Origin of the sequence: Pseudoalteromonas luteoviolacea H33-S (genome assembly GCF_001625695.1) — a bacterium.
GTDB classification, from domain to species: Bacteria; Pseudomonadota; Gammaproteobacteria; order Enterobacterales; family Alteromonadaceae; genus Pseudoalteromonas; species Pseudoalteromonas luteoviolacea_B.
This window is the reverse complement of sequence record NZ_AUXY01000111.1, coordinates 49,113-69,477: the sequence shown is the minus strand read 5'-3', so window position 1 is coordinate 69,477 and position 20,365 is coordinate 49,113. Positions and strand designations below refer to the sequence as shown.

Genomic DNA, 20,365 nt, shown 5'->3' with positions numbered 1-20,365 from the left:
TCGACTCCCATATACAAAGTTGAATGGATTACGTGTACTAGCTGCCCAAGCCGAGTTTTTGCTGCAGCGCTTTGCGCTGCTCGGGCGATAACGTTGCCAGCTTTAATTGCGTCATGGCGATTTTTTCTAATTTTTGCGGGTTGCTATGCTGTGCGCTTAACGCCGCTGCAAATTTCACTATGGTGGCATTATCAAACACCAAGGTTGGCTCAACATCCATCAGCAGCTGCTGCTTGATGCGCGTCACCAGCTTAATGGCCGCCAGTGAATGACCACCAAGGTCAAAGAAGCTTGCATCACAACTAACTTTGTCAATCTCAAGAATATTTGCCAGCGCATCCGCTAACCATGTTTCTAATTGCGAGTTGGGCGCAACGTAGTGGTGGGTTTGTAATTTTGCAACGTCTGGCAGCTGGCTGCGATCAACCTTACCATTCGCCAACAGCGGCAACTGTTCAAGTGCCACAAAAAACTGTGGCACCATGGCTTCAGGTAGCTGTTCACGCAAACTGGTTTGAAGGTATTGGTTCACATCACCAGTCAATAAGCCCAAAGCTGCCTCACCTTGATAACTGAATCCTGTCAGATAAGCCACTAACGCGGTTTGACCAGCCACTTTATGGGCGGTGACATAACAGCCTACCGAAGTAAGACAGCGACTGACAGCAGCGGCAACATCATTGGGCTCAACACGGAAACCGCGAATTTGCACCTGATCATCTTTACGGCCAGATAAGCTGATGCTGCCATCGGGCATATATCTGGCGACATCACCTGTAGGATAAAGGCGTGGTGCCCACGGACTGTCAGTAATAAAGCCTTCGTGTTCCCCTTTACCAAGATAACCACGGGCCAACTGTGTGCCCGCAATATGTAACTCACCTTGCTCACCCATGGCACAAAGCGCGCCTTGCTCGTTCAGAATGTAAATCGAGGTACCTGCAAACACCTTGCTCAACTTGGCAACAGTGCCAGCAAAACTGGTTAAGTCATGATATTGGTGAGACAACACCCCGACGGTCGCCTCAGTAGGACCATAGTGATTAAAGACTTCTGTGCTTGGACTCAGTTGATGAATTTTTTGTAGTAAAGTCGGCGCACTCGCCTCTCCACCCAAAATTAATTTTTGCGGCAGTGCTTTGGGCTCAGCTTCCAATAACGCTTGCAGATGTGAAGGCACAATTTTCACCACCTCAACCTGATGCGCTGTGACAAATTGCGCAAAGGCCTGCCCTTCTCTCACCGCTTGCTCAGGCGCGACGATAAGGCTGCCCCCATTATAAAAAGCGTTAAACAAACAGGTATTACCAATGTCCGCCGCCACGGTTGAGGTCAAGCCATAACGCTCAGCCCCCAAGTTAAGTGCCTCACTGGAACCAAAGCAATAATGGGCCAATTGGCCATGCTCAATCACCACACCTTTGGGGGTGCCCGTCGAGCCTGAAGTAAACAACACATAAGCTGCTTGCTGAGCATTAGGTAAAGCAATGCTGTCCACGGTAGTCAGTTGTTCAGCCTCACTGAGTAATGCCGCTAAACCCAAAGCATGGTCACTGCCTTGCTGGCTAATATGGCACGAGGCGCTCGCCGCAGAGATGATCTGTGCTTGGCGTGCTTCGGGCCACACCGGATCAACAGGGCAATAAGCCGCGCCCAAACGTTGAATTCCTAAAATCACCAAAACTTGCTCAAAACTGCGTGGCAAAGCCACAGTGACGATGTCATTACTGACTACGCCATTATTTTTCAGGACCTGGGCAATGCGCAGCAAACGGTTATCTAATGCTGCGTAATCAAGGCTTTGCTGCCCATCGGTCAGTGCCAATACATCATTTTGCTGCGCGAACTGCGTCATTTTATCAAACAGCAAAGGCACATCAGTCGCAGGACGATTAAGTCCCAAATGGCGCTGTTTCTCTTGCTCCGTCGCAATGGACAATGCACCGATTGACGTGTGAAGCTGGTTATCCAATTGCATCAACAAGTGTTGATATTGCGCAAGCAGTGCCTGCACAGCATCCGCGCTGTAAGCTCGACTATCATGACGCAGTGTGAGTACCGCCTCATCTTCTTGCAACACACACATTAAATGCAGCTCACTGCCATCATCTAAACGCAGCAGCTGACCCTGCGCCTCACCATGCCATACCTGCATCAAACAGCTCGGCGTAGTGTTTATGCCATATTCGGCAAGGCCAGCAAAGGACTCAGCCCATTCAACATGCTGCTCACTTTGGAAGTCAAACTGAGTCAACCACGCACTGAGCGTGTGTGTGGGGTTTACTTCAATGGCCAGCGGTAAATGCAATTGATACACACCCAGTGCACCCTCAAGCTCTTCGCTGATCTGTCTGGCATCGTAGCCACAACCGGCGATAAAGCCCTTATTTTGACTGATCCTAGCGAGCAATAACCACCACGTCGCCTGCAATATGACATCAGCGTCCAATTCAAGTTTCTCGGCCAAGTTATCAATGCGCTGCAATAACGATGAGTCCAAAGTGCACGCCTGACTTTGCTGAGCTTGCCTATCACTGACCTCAGGCGCTTTGCGATAAGGTAAGTGAAAGTGCTTATCAAGCTGCTGTAATTTGCTGCCCACTTGCTGCCAGTAAGCCGCCCCTTGAGCCGCTTCTGGCGCAGAATTTGTCTCTGCCACCCAGGCTAAAAAGTCTGGGTATTGGATCACCTCATCATCACACTCTGTGCCATGCACTAATCCATCAATATATTCATAAACACTGGCAATATCTAAGACCAGCGCATTGGCATGGACCAATAAATAGGTTTGTTGCTGAGCCTCAAAGTGACCTAATTGAATATTGTGTCCTTGCGCTGCATTTATAGTCACGGGAATAAGCTTGGCGCGTTCCACCGCCGTTAAGTCCGCAGTACTGTCTAGTGCTTCACAAACGGATTGAGCAAGTTCGGCAGGCATCTGTTGGATCTCGTCTTGCCCCTCGATTTGCACAAATGCAAACTGCAAAATCAGCTGCTGCTGAGCAATGTCTGTCGCTCGCTGGTTTATCACTGACACGCTTAAATCTGACGCGATCGGCACCAATACACTGTGCACTGCAGGTGTACTGTTTTCATGTGTTGATAGGTGTTGTTTTTGTTGAACACTCAGGCCAAGGCCCTGCGGATATGCATCAATATACTTTTGCATCATGCCAAATGTCTCTTGCAGTAAAGTTGGAGCCATTTGGCACACAGGGTTGCATCCAAACAGCCCATTATGAATTAACCAATAATGTGCTTACCCTAGGTGTTTTCAGCCAATCACATTGGCATAAGCTGTGCGTTTCACAGCACCTTGCATTGGGCATTGTTTGCCCACACGCTAGGGATGTCTCTTAATGACGAGCAAGGTCGGATTTTTTTTAAGGAAAACACACAAGAATCTGGCTTTACTTGCCTAGACACTGGCCAGCAAATGAAAAAGCCAAGATCACATGGCGACCTTGGCTTTGGGGTAACGTTAAAAAATCAGCTTACTTTTTCAATTTACCAAACTTAGCAGACTTGCGTTTTTTAGCGCCACTACTGCGTTTAGGTTTAGGTAAAGCTTGTTCAGGGTGGGCTGCCAAAGTATCCAACAGACTCAACCACTGAGTGACCAAGGTCGCCATTTTATCTTTCAGGTAGAGATCTGTTTTAAATACCAGATTACCACTGAACCCAGTTTCACTCGGCTCAATGAAGATGCCTGAGTCAAACTTACTGCTCACTTCACCACTTGGCAGATCAGTGATCTCCATGCCGTCAACAGGCCAGCGTGGCTGTGGTGTATTTTGCATCACAAACAACTGCTGGAAGATTGGCGAGGTGCCCGCTTGACGCGGTGTATCCACCAATTGCATGATCCGCTCAAGCGTCAGCAGCTGGTGATCTTGCACCGCTAAAAATTGCTGCTGAACCTGCTTTGCCAAACTGATAAGACTATCATCTGCACTGACTTTTACGCGCAGTGGCATCACCTTAATGAAATAGCCAATTAATGGCTCAAGCGAGAGTGTTTCTCGACCTGCCATAGGTGTGCCAACCACTAAGTCTTGCTGCCCCGTTTGCTGGCTCAAAAACGCCATATAGCTGGCTTTTAACAAGGCAAATAAGGAAACCTGATGCGCCTCGCTCAATGCTTGCAATTGCGCCGCTGTATCAGCTTGAATATCAAAACGTACCTGCTCGCCTTGGCTGCTCGGTTTGTCAGGACGCGGGAAATGCAGCGGCAACGTGGTGAGCTGAGGTGCCGCCTCAAGCTGTTGTTGCCAGAATGTGTGGTTTTGAGCCCCCTCTTCGGAAGCTAAACGGGCATTTTGCCAGTGCGCATAATCTGCATATTGCACCTCTAGCGGCGCCATCGCTTCGACTAAACTACTGTCTCCAAGCTGCTCGGCATAAAACACGCCAAGCTCTTGCACCAAGTTGGCAATCGACCAGCCATCACTGACGATGTGATGCATACTGACCAATAATTGATAGCTATTTGCACCCAGTTGCAGCACTTTGGCGCGCATCAATGGTGCGGTACTTAAATCAAAACCTTGCTGCTCAAAGTCACGGCGCATTTGCCTCGCCGTTTGCGCACATTCAACCTGCTCAACAGCAATGTTAAAGTGTACACTTTCAAGCACTTCACTGCGCGGCTCGCCTTCTACATTCACAAAGCGAGTACGCAGCACCTCATGGCGAGCAAGTAACTGGTTAAATGCCAACTCAAGCGCCTGAATGTCTAGTTCACCACTGAGAGATACGCCCCCTGCGATGTTATACGCAGCTTTGTCTGCTGCATCACTCATTCTGTCCGTCAGCCACAAGCTTTGCTGGGCCGCTGACACTGGCATTAGCTCTGTGCGCTCAACAGGTACCAGTGCTAAACGCGCTGCTCCCTGCTCAGACTGCGCAGTCAGTTGGGCTAAAGCAGCCAAATCAGGCGCATTGAAAATGTCTTTTACCTCAATGCCGTAATCACCTAATTGGTTAATTCTAGGCACCAAACGCAGCGCACTGATGGAGTCCCCACCCAATGCGAAGAAGTTGTCGTGTCGACTCACTTGTGGGGCATTTAACAGTGATTGCCAAATCTGTGCTATCTGCTGCTCAAGACCCGCTTGTGGCGGCACACATGCACCTTGCTCCGATACAAGTGTGAGTGTTGGTAAGCGCTTACGATCCACCTTGCCATTTTGATTGAGCGGTAACTGCGTCACAATTTCAATGGCTTGTGGGATCATGTACTCAGGTAGGCGATCACGCAGCGCAACTTGCAGCGCACTGCCAGTCAGCTTATCACTGACTGCAAATGCCACTAACACAGGTTGCTCCTGCTGGCTTTGCACCAAAACTACCGCTTGTGCCACGCCATCGAGTGCGCTGAGCTGCGCTTCAATTTCGCCTAACTCAATACGGTGGCCACGAATTTTAATCTGATCGTCAACACGACCTAAGTATTCCAACTGTGCCTGCGCATTCCAACGCACTAAATCACCGGTGCGATAGAGTCGCGTGCCATTGTCGCTAAACGGGTTCGCCACAAATCGTTCGGCAGTTAAATCCGCTTGCTGCACATAGCCTGTAGCTAAACAGCTGCCACCGATATACAGCTCACCCACAGCCCCCTGTGGCAACAAGTTCAAGTCGCTATCTAACACATATACGTTTCGATTGCCGACCGGCTTACCGATGGGGACGTAACGACCATCAACAGAAGACTTGGCATCGCCCATCCACAGTGTGGGCGTCACCACGGCTTCGGTTGGGCCATAGGCATTAACAAACTGTGCTTGTGGCAAGCTTTGCTGAGCCAATTTAAAGTCACCTTGATGCCAGCCTTCGCCGCCGACAATACATAAACGCACTGAGTCCAGCTTTGGCACATGACGCAAGTACGCAGGCGGTAAGTCCACCACGGTGACTTGCTCAGCCTCCACGTATTCAACGAGTGCATCTGGGCCCATAGATTTCGGGTCAACCACACTCAATTGTGCGCCACTTAGCAATGGCATTAATAGCTGTTCCAGCGCCGCATCAAAGCCCATTGAGGCAAAGAGCAAAGCGTGATCGCCGACTTGATAGTGATAATACTGCTGCATGGCATAGCAATGATCTGCCAGTGCCTGATGAGAGACAGCCACGCCTTTTGGTAACCCTGTGGAGCCCGATGTGAAAATCATGTAGGCCGTTTGCTGCGGTAAAATAGTGTTGCTGAGAGCCGTGGTCGGATACACGCTGAGCTTAGACTCATCCAGTGTATGGGTAGGCACCCCCTTCAATTCACTAGCTATATCATCACTCAGTAATAAACCAGCGCCACTTTGCTGTGCAATGTATTGCTGGCGTTCAAGAGGCAAACTTGGGTCAATCGGCACGTATGTCGCACCGGACTTCAACACAGCTAAGGCTGCAGCCACCATGTCAATGCCACGGGCAAAACGCACCGCCACAACCGGAGAAGATTGTGCGCACAGGTAATGTGCCAAACGATCACTTTGCGCTGCGATCTGCTGATAGCTCAATGCCGTGTCGGCAAATTTCAGTGCAGTATTATGCGGGTATTGTTTTGCCATCGCACTTAATTGCGACGTCACCAAAGACGCCGCCGTGAGTGTTTGTCCCTGACTCAAGGCATGCAGTTGCGCTTGCTGTTCTTCTGGAAGCAGCACAAGATCGGCAATGCGCTGTGATTGCGTATCAACTAACGCAGTCAATACCGCATTCAGTGCTTGGGCAAGCTCTGCTCGGCGCACCGGACTGAAGCGCTCTTTAGCAAATTCAAACTCAATATTGGTGAGCCCTTCGCTGTTTTCATAACAGTTCAGTACCAATTCAAACTGGGCTTCGCTGGCAGCAATAGATACGGGGTTCGCCTCTAACTGAGGCAGTGCAAGCAGCGCTTCCCCATCGACGCGTTGATGGTTGATCATCACTTGGAACAACGGCTGTTCAAGGTCACGGTCTAAATCAAGGCTATCTAATAGTTGCTCAAATGGGAGATCTTGATGCGCTTGTGCGCCCAATAAGTGTGTTTTCACCTGCTCAAGCGCATCACTCAATAACACCTCCCCTGAGAGATGCGTGGTGATCACTTGGGTATTCACAAAGAAGCCAACCAGGGATTCAGTGCCCGCATTATGGCGATTGGCAATCGGCATACCCACACGAATGGTTGATTGCCCGCTATAGCGATGGAGCAACACTTTCAGTGCGGTCATCAAGACATTAAACAAACTGGTGTTGTTGACTCTAGCATAGTCAGCCAAGGCTGTTTTTAGTGCATCATCTAGCTGAATTTGCTCTGTCACTGCTTGATAGCTACTTTGCTGCGTCGCTATATCGCTTGGCAGACGCAGCGCAGATAAGTCATCACCAATGGCACTATGCCAATAACTGAGCTGCTCAGCTTTCACCTCGTCGTTTAACCAAGCCCGTTGCCACTGTGCGTAATCGCTATAGCGCACGCTTGCGGTGTCGGTAGGTAGCACCTTATCCGAGAGCGCATCGCGATATGCCTTAGCAAAATCGTCAATAATGATCTGTAATGACCACGCGTCGGAAATAATGTGGTGCATCACAACCACCAGTTCGTGCTGTGTATCACTGTGTTTTATCAGACCAACTCTGAACAGGTTGCCTTGGGTCAATACAAATGGCTGTGCCACAAAGTCCGCACGCCAAGCAGTACTGTCCGCGCCATTGGAGGCATCAAACTCATGATAGGCACATTGGCCAATCGGTGCGATATATTGCGATACCTGCGCGTCTTGATCTTCAACGTACACAGTACGCAGTGCATCATGACGATTGCTGACAAAGTCCAACGCACTTTGCAGTGCCTCTGTATTGAGCGTCCCTTGCAGCATCAAGCCGCCTTTAATGTGATACGCACTGCTCTGTGGTGATAGCTTCCATAAAAACCACTGACGCAGCTCGGCAAACGACAGTCCAGCGTACCTCTGTGCCTGACGCTGTAGCACCGGCTTGGCACTGGCTTCATTGCCATCAATCAGCGCCGCTAATTGGGCAAGACTGCCCGTACTCAGTAGCTGAGGGAGTTCAAAATTAAGCCCTGATTGCTTACCTTGGCTCGCCACACTCAGTGCTTTAATAGAGTCTCCACCTAGGGCAAAGAAGTTATCCTCTCGGCCCACTTGCTCTGCGCCTAATACAGATTGCCAAATAGTGGCTAAGCGTGACTCAGTCTCTGTCTGCGGGGCAACGTACGCCTGTGTTTCTTGCCACTGTGGTGCTGGCAATGCTTTTCTATCGATTTTGCCATTGCTGTTATGCGGCATTTCATCCAACGTCATCACCAGTGCAGGCACCATGTAATCAGGTAGCCACTGGGCGATGGTGGTTTTAATCATTTCGCTATCGAGTGCTTTACCAGACACATAGCCCACCAGCTGTGTTGTGCCCGTGCTGTTGTCGTCAACGACCACCGCTTCACTGACTCCATCACAGCGATACAGCTGCGCCTCGATGTCACCCAGTTCAATACGGTAACCGCGGATCTTCACTTGATGATCCGTACGGCCTAAGTATTCAAGCTGACCAGCTTGGTTCCAGCGCACCAAATCGCCAGTGCGATATAAACGGCTACCATCATCAGCAAACGGGTTTGCCACAAAGCGCTCAGCACTGAGGTCAGGGCGAGATAGATAGCCACGGGCAAGGCCAAGGCCAGCAATATACAGCTCACCAGCCACCTGCTGTGGACACAGGTTTAATTGGTTATCCAACACATACAGTTGAGTATTTAAGGTGGCATCACCTAAATGCACTGGCGCCTGTGTCACCTGATAGCAACTTGACCAAATGGTGGTTTCGGTTGGGCCATACATATTCCAAAGTTGAACGCCACTTTGTGCCAGATCCGCCACCAACTCAGCAGGTAGGGCTTCACCGCCACACAGGGCTCGCTTGCCCTGCACTTGTGTTAATAAATCAAGCTCTAGCAAGCTGCGCCAACCTGCTGGGGTAGCTTGTATTAAGTCTTGCTCGGCCAGTAACGCAGCGCTTAGCGTCGAGGCATTTTGTGCCACGGTAACCGTACCACCACTTATCAGCGGTAGATAAATTTCCAACCCAGAGATATCGAATGACAACGAGGTTAATGCCAATGCATTAAGCGCACTCTCCAAACCCAGTTGCTGCTGCATACCTAGCAAGAAATTAACTAAGTTGCCGTGACTGATCGCCACACCTTTTGGTAAACCTGTGGAGCCTGAAGTATAAAGGGTATATACCAGTTGGTGGTGATGGCGCTGCACATCGAGGTTGCCCTCGTCACATGATGTCAGTAGCAGATCTGTGACGTTTAAACAGGTCACATCTTCAGTAAAGGACACCTTTGAGTTAGTAAGTGCAAACTTTGCACCGCTGTGCTGACAAATATAATCGCGGCGCTCTTCTGGTAGCTCTACCGCGATCGGCACATACACGCCACCCGCTTTGCTCACCGCCAGTATCGCGACAATCATCTCAATACCGCGGGTCATGCTGATTGCCACTGGCATCTCTGTGGTAAGCCCAGCTGCAAGCAGCGCCTGCGCCAATTGATTTGCACGACCATTCAATGCGCCATAACTGAGCTGCTCACCTTGCTCGTTTTGCACCGCAATAGCCTGAGGAGTTTGCTTTGCCTGTGCTTCAAACATTGCCAACGCATCGCTGCTCGGCAGGGTTTGTGATTTACCAATACCGAGCTGCTTCACCTCAGCTTGCGTTGCGTCATCGAGCAATTGAATGTGCCCAAGAGGCTGTTCAACTTGTGTTTGCAGCACCTCAAGTAGACGCGCCAAGTTATTTGCGAGATGCGCCACAAATTCAGTGCTCAAACGCCAACCTTGGTATGCAAAGTTAATGGTCAGCCCTTGCGCGGTTTCGACAAATACCGTCAGTGGATAGTTGGTTTCTTCTCGGTTTTCAACCAGAGAAAACTTTGCCCCACCCAGCTCATTGGCATCTAATGTCTCTGAAATTGGATAGTTTTCAAAAATGAGTAAGCTGTCAAACAGACCTTGCTGATCAAAGCTCACCTGTCCATCCGCCAATTTTTGAATTTGATACAAAGGCGTGTGCTCAAATTCACGGCTTTGCATACTGTTTTGCTGGCAGGCTTTGAGCCACTGCCCCACAATTTGCTCATTGTCGAGGGTGCTTATCACCGGCAATGTATTAATAAACAAGCCGACAGTGCTGTCGCTACCGACTAAATCGGCAGGTCGACCTGAGGTTGTTGCACCAAAGCACACCGCCGATTTATTTAACATGCGGCTCAATAGCAATGACCACGCACCTTGCAATACGGTATTAACCGTGATCTCTTGCTGCTGCGCAAAGGCTTGTAACTGCGCCGCTTGTGACTCATCAAGCTGCAAAGTGTGCTGCGCATAACCTAACTGGCTGTCCAAGGCATCACGGTTTTGCAGCTCCGTCAGATAAGAGGCGTCGTCTAACTGTACAAGTCGGCTTTGCCAATACGTATCGCCCGCCGCCTCATCTTGTTTGGCAAGATATGCTAAGTAGTCTTGATACTGACCACCGGGCTGAGGTAATGCTTGACCTTGATACGCCATCATGACTTCAGCCAGCACCGCCGTGCTGCTCCAGCCATCCAGCAACATGTGATGGTAAGTCCAAATGAAGTGATGCTGTTGCGCCGATTGCTGCACCAAAGTGAACGACATTAAGCCGACTTCTTCGGTCACCGCAAAACCTGTATCTAAAATTGTGCGGGCCAGTTTATCGGTTGATTTTTCAGGCTCAGCTTGCCAATCCAATTCATCAAATACGATTTGATCGTCATGGATGACATACTGTAAAGGCTGTTGCGTCCCAGAGATAAAGCCTGTGCGCAAGGCATCATGTCGCGCCACCACTTGCTGCCATGCTGCCTTAAAACGCGTTACATCCAAGCCGCTGATATCCAGTCTTAATTGATTCAGATACGCAGCACTTTGCTCAATCATGGAGTGGAACATCATGCCTTGCTGCATCGCAGACAACGGATAAATGCTCGACACCGACGACGGGGCAATCGGCAGTGCATCTAGCTCATCTTGAGATAGACTCAGCAATGGCACATCCGCAGGTGTCAATCTCACTTCAGCCTCAAGGCAATGATCAATGACTTCACTGAGTGCCTGCTCAAAGTACTGCGCAAATTCAGCCATGTCCGATGATAATAACCGTGCACCACTGTAGCTGATGGCCAACTGTAACTGGCTGTTTTGGATAGCGCCATTAATTGCAATGTCGGCGCTGAGCGGGTTTTGTGCAGCAATGCTGCTACCGACGCCGTCTGTATTCATCTGCCAATCGGCTAACTGCGCATTGTTGTTGGCATCTAGCTGACCTAGATAATTAAATTCAATTTGCGGCTTACGCTCTGTACGCAGCGCCTGCTGCTGTGCTTCGCTGCCATAATATTTAAATGCGCCATACCCGATGCCTTTATTGGGGAGTGCACGTAAACGCTCTTTGGTGCTGATAATGGTCTGTGCCAAATCATCACCATAACTTAACTTCACCGGATACAGTGACGTGAACCAACCCACTGTGCGGCTTAGATCCAATTGCGACTGCCACGGTTCACGGCCATGCCCTTCTAAGAATACCTGTGCGTCGGTGCTGCCTGTCCACAGCTTCAATGCCACACTCAAAGCAGCCAACAGCAGTTCATCAATATGTGTACGATATGGGCGTGATGCCTGTGATAACAAGGCCTGAGTATGTGACTCGCTCAACTTAACTTGCAAAGTTTCTGCGCTGGCGATGGTCGCATCGCCCTCTGCCACATAGTTAGGTAATTCAAGGGCATCACACTGCTGGTTTTGCCACAGGGCAAACTCATTGGCGTGAGCACTCGGGTAGGCTTGCAACTGCTGCGCCCAATATTGATAGCTGTGGCTTTTTGGGGGTAGTGCAATTGCCTTGCCCGCAGTAGCCAGTTCAATGCCTTGCAATAAGTCATCCACTAAAATACGCCAAGAGACACCATCAATCACCAAGTGATGGGCAATTAAGATCAAGGCTTGTCGGCTTTCACTGTGGACATATAAAGCCCGCAGCGAGTCAGCGCGCTGAATGCTTAAACTGGCTTGTGCCTGCTCAGCGGCATTGAGCAAATACGTATCAAATTCGCTGTCTGTGGTCTGCTGATACCAAACCACTTCGCGATAATTCGCCTCATCGTAATCACGATACGTTTGTTGCCATGACCCTTGATGTTGAAATTGCAAACGCAGGCTGTCGTGATGCTTGATCAGCATTTGTACACTGTCGTTCAACTGTGCCAAGCCAATGGGCGCAGGTGGCGTCAAGCGAATAGCTTGGTTCCAATGATCAATTTGACTGGGCTGTCTGGCAAAAAACGTGTGTTGAATCGGCAGTAATGGCGCGTCGCCGCTCACCACTTGCGGGATTTTATCTGCCTCGCTTAACTCACTCAGCGCTTTGGCTAACTGGGCAATGGTCGGTGCTTCAAATACTTGCTTGGCGCTCAGTGCAAAACCATGCTGGCGCATCGCTGACACAATTTGCAAGCTCAGGATCGAGTCTCCCCCCAAGGCAAAAAAGTTGTCATCACGACCAATTGGGCTTTGCCCTAGTACCTGCTGCCAGGTCTGACACAGTAATGTTTCTCGCTCCCCTTGCGGTGCTTGATAAGCACGCTGAGTTTGCAACTTAGGCTCAGGCAATGCTTTGCGGTCCACTTTACCATTGCTGCTCAGCGGCAATGCATCCAGTACCATGATACTGCTAGGCACCATATAATCTGGCAAAGCATCACTCAAACCCTGCTGTAAACGGCTTTCATCTAAAGACGACCCACTGACATAGGCTGCCAATCTCGCGCCGCCATTGGGGCCACTGACTGCCACCACCACGGCTTCTTTTACGCCATCTTGGGCAAACAATTGCGTCTCTATTTCACCCAGCTCAATACGCAAGCCACGGATCTTCACCTGATGATCGGTTCGACCCAGATATTCAAGTTCACCCAGCTCATTCCAACGCACCAAGTCACCGCTGCGATATAAACGGCTACCGTCATGGGCAAACGGGTTGGCAACAAAGCGCTCCGCACTGAGATCAGGGCGATTTGCATAACCACGTGCAAGACCAACACCGCCAATGTAAAGCTCACCCACAGCGCCAATTGGACTGAGGTTCAGTTGCTGATCCAACACCCACAGCTCACATCCGGCGATCGGTTTACCGATTGGTACCGCTTTGTCTGCGCGGCCATCACATTCGTAATAGCTGACATCAATGGCCGCTTCCGTTGGACCATACAAGTTGTGGATTTCCAATTGCGGTAACAGCTTAAGCGTATCGGCTTGCAAAGCCGCAGGCAGCGCCTCACCGCTACAAATAATATGCTTAATGCTGGTACATTTTTGTGCCAGTGGCTCGCTGATAAAGGCCTGTAACATCGAAGGCACAAAGTGCAATAAGGTCACCTGCTTGGCTTGAATAAGCTCGGCAAGCTCACGGGGCTCTTTGTGAATTTCCGGCTCAGCCACCACTAAGGTTGCGCCGCGCATCAACGGCCAGAAGAACTCCCACACAGAAACATCAAACCCATATGGCGTTTTTTGTAACACGCGATCTTGACTGCCAATCGGATAGGCTTGGTCCTGCCAGCTGATCCGGTTGTACAAAGCATGGTGGTGATTCACCACGCCTTTTGGTTTGCCCGTTGAGCCTGAAGTATAAATCACATAAGCCGCTTGCTGCGGTAAAATAGTGACGTTTGGATAGTCACCACGGTGCGCCGCTAAGTGCTCTGACAACGCTGACCAAGTAAAATACGGTACATTAAATTGCTGATTGTCGCGATTTCCCAGCACCAATTTAAAGGTGCTATTTTGCGCAATGTATTCAACGCGATCAGCAGGTAAGTTGGGGTCCAATGGGACGTAGGCCGCGCCACTTTTCATCACCCCGATAAGCGCAATCACCATTTCGAAACTGCGGTCAAAATACACGCCAATTTGATCTTCCGCGCCTATGCCTTGGGCAATCAACCAGTGTGCCAATTGATTGGTGCGCTGTTCAAACTGTGCATAACTCATGTGCTCACCAGCAAAGATCAATGCACTTTGCTCAGGTGTTTTTTGGGCTTGCGCACTGATGATGTCGGCAATAGAGTCTTGCCATTCAAATGCTGACTCGCCATTTGAAAACGACTCTAAGCTCTGCTGTCTGTGCGCTGGATACCAGTCTAGATATTGTAGTGGCGAGGCTGGGTGTGAAGAGACCGCACTGAGCAACGCAGTCAGTTCATCCAAGCAATGTTTGGCAAATGCTTCGCTGTATAAGGTGTTGGCATAATAAAGGTGTAGCGTGGTATCACCGCTGACTTCTTCAATCACATCCAATTGCAAGTCAAAAGGCATTGAAAAGCGCAGCGCCTGGGTATCTTTGAGCCTTACCCCTTGCAGTGAGTCCATCGCACCTTTGTCACGCTTTAGATAATTAAACATCACCTGAAACAGCGGGTGACTCCCGGTGCTGCGTGGCGGTTTAATGGCATCAAGCAGGTGCTCAAAAGGCAAATCTTGATTGGCTTGCGCAAACTGCGAAAACGACTTGGCTTTATCCAGTAACGCTGAAAAGCTATCTTGTGGTGCCACTTCCAAGCGTACCACTTGGGTATTAATGAAAAAGCCAATTAAACCATGTGTTTGCGCATGGTGGCGGTTGGCAATGGGCACGCCCACTTTGACATCATGTTGGTCGCTATAGCGATGCAATAAATATTGAAACGCACTGAGCAGCACCAAATACGGCGTCACTTGGTGCTGCTTGGTCAGTGCCTGCACTTGCTGCCATAAATTGCTGGGCAGCGTCATCGATTGGGTCGTGATGGGGTAGTTGCCGCCTTGCCTTGCCAAGCTGTTTGCAGGTAGCCGCAGGGGTTCAAAATCGTCGCCAAGCGCCGCTTGCCAGTCTGTTAATTGCTTGTCTAATAATGCAGTGTGATCTTGCTGTGCAAGCCACAAAGCATAATCTAAATAATCGGCTTGCGGCGTCAGCTCTGGTAAACTCTGCTGACTCTGCAACAGCGCATACGCTTGAATAAATTCATTAAATAGCTGCTGCATCGACGTACCATCAGTCACAATGTGGTGCATCACAACCAGCAAAGTGCACTCACCCGAAGATTCAAGCAGTGCCACACGTAGCAGAGGCTCTGCGGTTAAATCAAAAGGCTGGTCGGCAATCTCAAATGCCTGCTGCACGGTATCATCTTGGCTGGGCACATCAATAAAAGTAAAGGCATGATCTGCTTGCAACTGCTGAACCGTGTTGCCCGCTTCCTCACTGAAACGACTATTTAAAATGCCGTGTTTTGCCACCAAGTGCGAAAAGCTTGCTTGTACCCAGGCTTTGTTTAACTGCCCTTGAAAAGACAAGGTGCCCGCTAAGTTGTAGACACTGTCTGCTGGGTCTAACTGCCACGCAGTCCAAAGTCGTTGCTGAGCCGGTGTCAATGGCACTTTAGCGCTTCTATCTTCGCGCACCGTTAACTGATTTTGCTTGGCTCTAGATTGACTGTCGGCCAATTTGGCTTTGAGTTTTAATTGCTGTTCTTCAGTTAATGCGCCACCGCGCTCGCGTCTTCTTCTGCGCTTTTGCTCGCTCATGCTGATCCCACCTGGCTATCGATTGTTATGCACTGCTGTGTGTCGGTCGAGATAAAAAACAAAGTATTGCTTTGCCTGTACTCAACCACATTGCAATTGGTTTTGGCTCGCTACCACATGACACTCACCACCATACACAGCAACTCAAGCAAGGCATCTTTGCTGCATTGCTGTTACTTTATTAGGTTGTTTGGGTTGTGGTGATTACATCGCGTTTTGCTTGGATGTGTCGGTAAATTTGCCCTTAATGCCAGCTAGACGTTGGGAGAGGAAAAAAATAAAGTGGGAGGCCAATTTGGCCTCCCAAAAAATAGTCACAGTGCTTTCAAGTCAGCCTCTATTCGCTCAGCAACTGCTCTTCTATTAAGAAAGTGAGATTGTCTAAGTTTGGATCTTCGAAGAAAGTAGCAGGCTCTATCTCAACGGCAAACTGCTGTTTGACCTTGGCCAACATTTGTATGGCTATCAACGAGTCGCCGCCAAGTTCAAACAAATTATCGAAAATGCCAATTTCGTCAAAGCCTAAGAACTCACTCCAGATCGCTGCCAATTGCAGTTCAAGCTCGCTTTCCGGGGCTTCAAACTCGGTATCAAGATCTGGACGTTTGTGCCCTTTTGGCGCAGGAGATTTTGCCTGCATTAACTTTTCTGTCAGCTCTGCCACCTTATCTGCACGGGCCTGCCAAGACAGGCTTGCAGCATAAATTTGCGGCGCCTGCGATTGGCTAATACCATCCAATAAGGTTTTGGCCGCTAGCTCATCAATACCAAAGTCTTCACCAACACTGTGACCCGCTGCCATGCCGATATTTGCCCAGGCATCCCAATTAACCGATTGTACTAAAAATGGCTGAGGCTGCATCGCTACGGTATCAAGGTAGCTGTTGGCAGCACAGTAATCACTCTGACCCAAAGCCCCCAAAACCGATGCCAAAGATGAGCATAAAATCATCCGTTCTAGCTGATGTGATTTAAACGCAGCTAATAGGTTATCTGTGCCGCGGGTTTTCGCCGCCATGCTGTGCGACGCTTGTTCGGTGGTCATTTGAGCCAACATGCCTCCGCCCGGTAAGCCCGCAGCGTGGATCACTTGAGTAATACGGCCCAATGATTGCTCCGCATGACTGATGGCGACATTCAGACTCGCAATATCCAGCACATCAGCGGTGACCACAGCGACACGCGCACCAGCAGCTTGAAGTGCTTGCAGTGCGTGGATCTGATCAGTTAGCTTGCTGTCGGTGTGCTCATCGTTGAGCAACGCAGGCCACTGCTCGCTGTCAGGGAATTCTGCACGGGTTTGTAGCATTAAAGCATGGCCTTGTGCAGCCAATAACTTAGCTAACACTAAGCCCACACCGCCAAGGCCCCCTGTAATAAAGGTCACTGGCGACGACGCTGTATTCGCCGCAATTTCTGTTTGCGGTAAGACCTGCTCAGTTAAGACAAAGCGCTGACGACCTCGATAAGCAATTTCTTTTGCTTCATTGGCCATATCTGCAACCAATTGCGCCGCAATGTGTGACTGAGCGCTATCGCGCTGCGCGGTGGTGATTTCTCGCAGCTGGCAATCAATGGCGGTTTGCTCCATGCCAATCACCCGCGTTATCCCAAGCGCTGTGGCTTTGTCCGCCGATATTTGCTCATCACCTAACACGCTGAATAATTCACTGGCCACCACAGTCCACTGCAGTGTGCCTTGACTCAATAGCCATTTGGCCAGCGGTAATAACTGCTGATAACCACACCCTGACTCATCAAGCAAACGACAATCCACAATGCGCGTAAAGCTCTGCTGCTCATAAAGTGCTGTTAATTGATTGGCATCTTGGCAATCCAAACGATATTGACCTTGTTCCAGTGAGACAAATTCATCCCCCTGCCATGCCACTACCACTTCCGCGCCTTTTGTACTGAGTTCAGTGGTCAACTGCGACAATATTGGCGCATCTGTCGCAATCACGAGTACCTTTTCGCTGTTGAACTGGTTAAGCGCTGGAGTTGTATTCAATTGCTGCTGCCAAACTGGCGCTAATAATTCAGGACCTGTACTGTCAGCTTGGGTCGTCACTGGTGTTGTGCTGTGTGTCGCATCAACCCAATATTCTGTGCTATCAAACTGATATGCTGGAAATGCCATCTCTAACCCATGTGGATTAGATGACACCGCAGACCAATCTATCGCCACACCCAATTGCCACAGTTTTGCCAGCGTTTTCACACAAGGTGGAATAGGCGCTTTTAAATCGCGCGCATGGGCAATGGAATTGAGTAGCGTAATGTCACCTTCAATCGATTGCTTGGCCAGCTTTTGTAGCGTATCGCCAGGGCCTGCCTCAACAAGCACATTGCACTTAGCTGCCAGTGTTTTCACGCCCTCAACAAAATTCACGGCTTGGCGAATATGGTCTAGCCAATACTGTGTTGAAGTCGCTTGCTCTGGCGTGATCCAAGTCCCTGTTACGTTGGACACAAATGGCGTTTGCGGTGCATTCAATTGCACAGTATTTAATACTTCAGCAAATTCACCCAAAACAGGCTCAGTCAAATGGCTGTGGAAAGCGTGCGACACATGCAAGCGCGTGACGCTGATATCGGCGGCTTTGAGCTCAGTTTGCAGCGCCTTAATGGCTTCTTTAGACCCCGCCACAACAGTATTGGTCGGGCTATTACACGCTGCGATATCCAGTTGTGCATTTAAATACGGCTGTAAACTTGGCGCATCGCTCATCACAGATAACATGGCACCCGGTGCCATTTTTTGTAGCGCTTCGCCGCGGGCCGTCACCAATTTCACAGCGGTGTCTAAGCTCATCACCTCACTGAGACTCGCAGCCACATATTCGCCAATACTGTGACCAAGCATGGCCTCGATGTGTATGCCGTGGGCTTGATAGCATTTAGCCATGGCATAGGCGACGACAAATAAAGCCGGCTGAGTCACACGCGTTTGACCTAGCAACTGGTTGGCGGCCAAAAGCTCATCATCATTGGGAGTAAATACGCGGCGTAATTCATCTTGCAAGGTGCTATCAAATAAAGCGATGACATCATCAAACTGGGCTTTAAATTCAGGCATATGTTCAAGCAGAGGCTTAGCCATGGTCACATACTGGGACCCTTGTCCTGAAAACATCAGCGCCACTTGCGCAGCGCCCGCTTTATCACCAACTACATCACGAACTAGCAGCTGCTGCGCTTGCTCTGCACTGTCGACTACTAGGGCATGACGCACAGCCTGAGTGGTACGGTTATGCTGCGATTGTGCTGCGATAAGTGCTAAATCATCTGGATTTTGCTGTAATTTGATAGCCAGCGCTTGGCGCTGGGCTTCCAGTGCTGACTGCGAGTTCGCAGACACAGGTAAAATGTGCCAAGGCGCTGTGTGACTATGCTGCGCCTCATTTGCTGTGTATTCTTCTAATATCACATGAGCATTGGTGCCACCCATCCCCAGTGAACTCACCGCCGCTCGGCGCACTGAATCACTTTCCCATGGGGTCAATGTGGTGTTGACATAAAATGGGCTATTCGCAAAGTCGATTTTGCTGTTTAGTGGCTCACAATGCAAACTGGGGGGTAGCGTTTTGTGGCGCAGTGCTTGCACCGCCTTAATCAAACCGGTTACACCCGCCGCGGAGTCCAAGTGACCAATATTGGCTTTAATGGAACCGATGGCAATTTGCTGCTTATCACACTCCCCGTAGGCGCGGCTCAGCGCGGCAATTTCAATCGGGTCGCCTAAGGTTGTGCCCGTGCCATGGGTTTCAATATAACCCACTGAGCTTGGCTCGATATCGGCAAATTCCAGCGCTGCTTCAATGGCACTCGCTTGTCCTGTGACACTTGGTGCGGTGTAACCGACCTTCTCTTTGCCATCGTTGTTGATTGCAGACCCTTTGATCACAGCCAGTATGTGGTCGCCTGCATCAATGGCATCTTCCACACGCTTAAGCACCACAGCAGCACTGCCGCTACCAATCAAGATACCATCCGCTTGCTCACCAAATGCGCTCAGTTGGCCAGAGGGTGATAAACTGCCGCCAGTTGGGGCATGATAGCCTTGCTCGTTATTTAAGTTTAACCATACACCACCAGCCAAAGCCGAATCGCACTCATAGTTTTGCAGTGAACGACACGCCATGTGCACCGCCACCAAAGACGTAGAGCATGCTGTCTGTACGGTCACTGCCGGACCCGTTAAATCCAGCTCATAGCTGATGCGCGTGGCCAGTGAATCTTTATCGTTGCCATTGGTCAGCGCCAGTAAACTGGTGATATCTTGCTGTGAATCACCCAATAGATTTTGCAATAAATACGCAGTCACACCGCAACCGGCAAATACACCGGTAAAATTACTGGTGTCGGTGGTAATCCCAGCATGTTCTAAGGCATGCCAACAGGTTTGCAAAAACACCCGTTGCTGCGGGTCAAGCTGCGCCGCTTCTTTGGGGGTATAGCCAAAAAATGCCGCGTCAAATTGCGCCATCCCCGCAAAAGGAATACCGCGTTTAATGTAATCCGGATGCGCAAGATCTTCATCGCTGACGCCCGCCGCCTTTAAGCTATTGTCATCAAATGTTTTGACGGCGCAGTGGCCATCTCTGACATTTTGCCAAAGTTGATCAACATTATCGGCATCTGGAAAACGGCCAGCCATACCGACGATGGCAATATCTAATTCGCTATAATTACTCTCTGACATG

General features: G+C 49.9%; 3 protein-coding genes. All 3 read right to left on the bottom strand.

The features are described from left to right. Nucleotides 1-37: 37 nt before the first annotated feature. Nucleotides 38-3,205, bottom strand: a complete 3,168-nt coding sequence (locus N477_RS21975) for an amino acid adenylation domain-containing protein (RefSeq protein WP_081216421.1) — start codon at nt 3,203-3,205, stop codon at nt 38-40. 289 nt (nt 3,206-3,494) lie between these two features. Beyond that, nucleotides 3,495-15,659 (bottom strand): amino acid adenylation domain-containing protein, encoded by a 12,165-nt coding sequence (locus tag N477_RS21965; RefSeq protein WP_063361596.1) that lies wholly within the window; start codon nt 15,657-15,659, stop codon nt 3,495-3,497. A 337-nt stretch (nt 15,660-15,996) separates the two neighbouring features. Next, complete coding sequence (locus N477_RS21960; RefSeq protein ID WP_063361597.1) at nt 15,997-20,364, bottom strand: type I polyketide synthase; 4,368 nt, start codon at nt 20,362-20,364, stop codon at nt 15,997-15,999. Between the last annotated feature and the right edge of the window lies 1 nt (nt 20,365).

What these genes read in the sequence shown, in the direction of transcription:
- N477_RS21975 (WP_081216421.1), bottom strand. Translation starts at nt 3,205, where the DNA reads ATGGCTCCAACTTTACTGCAAGAGACATTTGGCATGATGCAAAAGTAT.
- N477_RS21965 (WP_063361596.1), bottom strand. Translation starts at nt 15,659, where the DNA reads ATGAGCGAGCAAAAGCGCAGAAGAAGACGCGAGCGCGGTGGCGCATTA.
- N477_RS21960 (WP_063361597.1), bottom strand. Translation starts at nt 20,364, where the DNA reads ATGTCAGAGAGTAATTATAGCGAATTAGATATTGCCATCGTCGGTATG.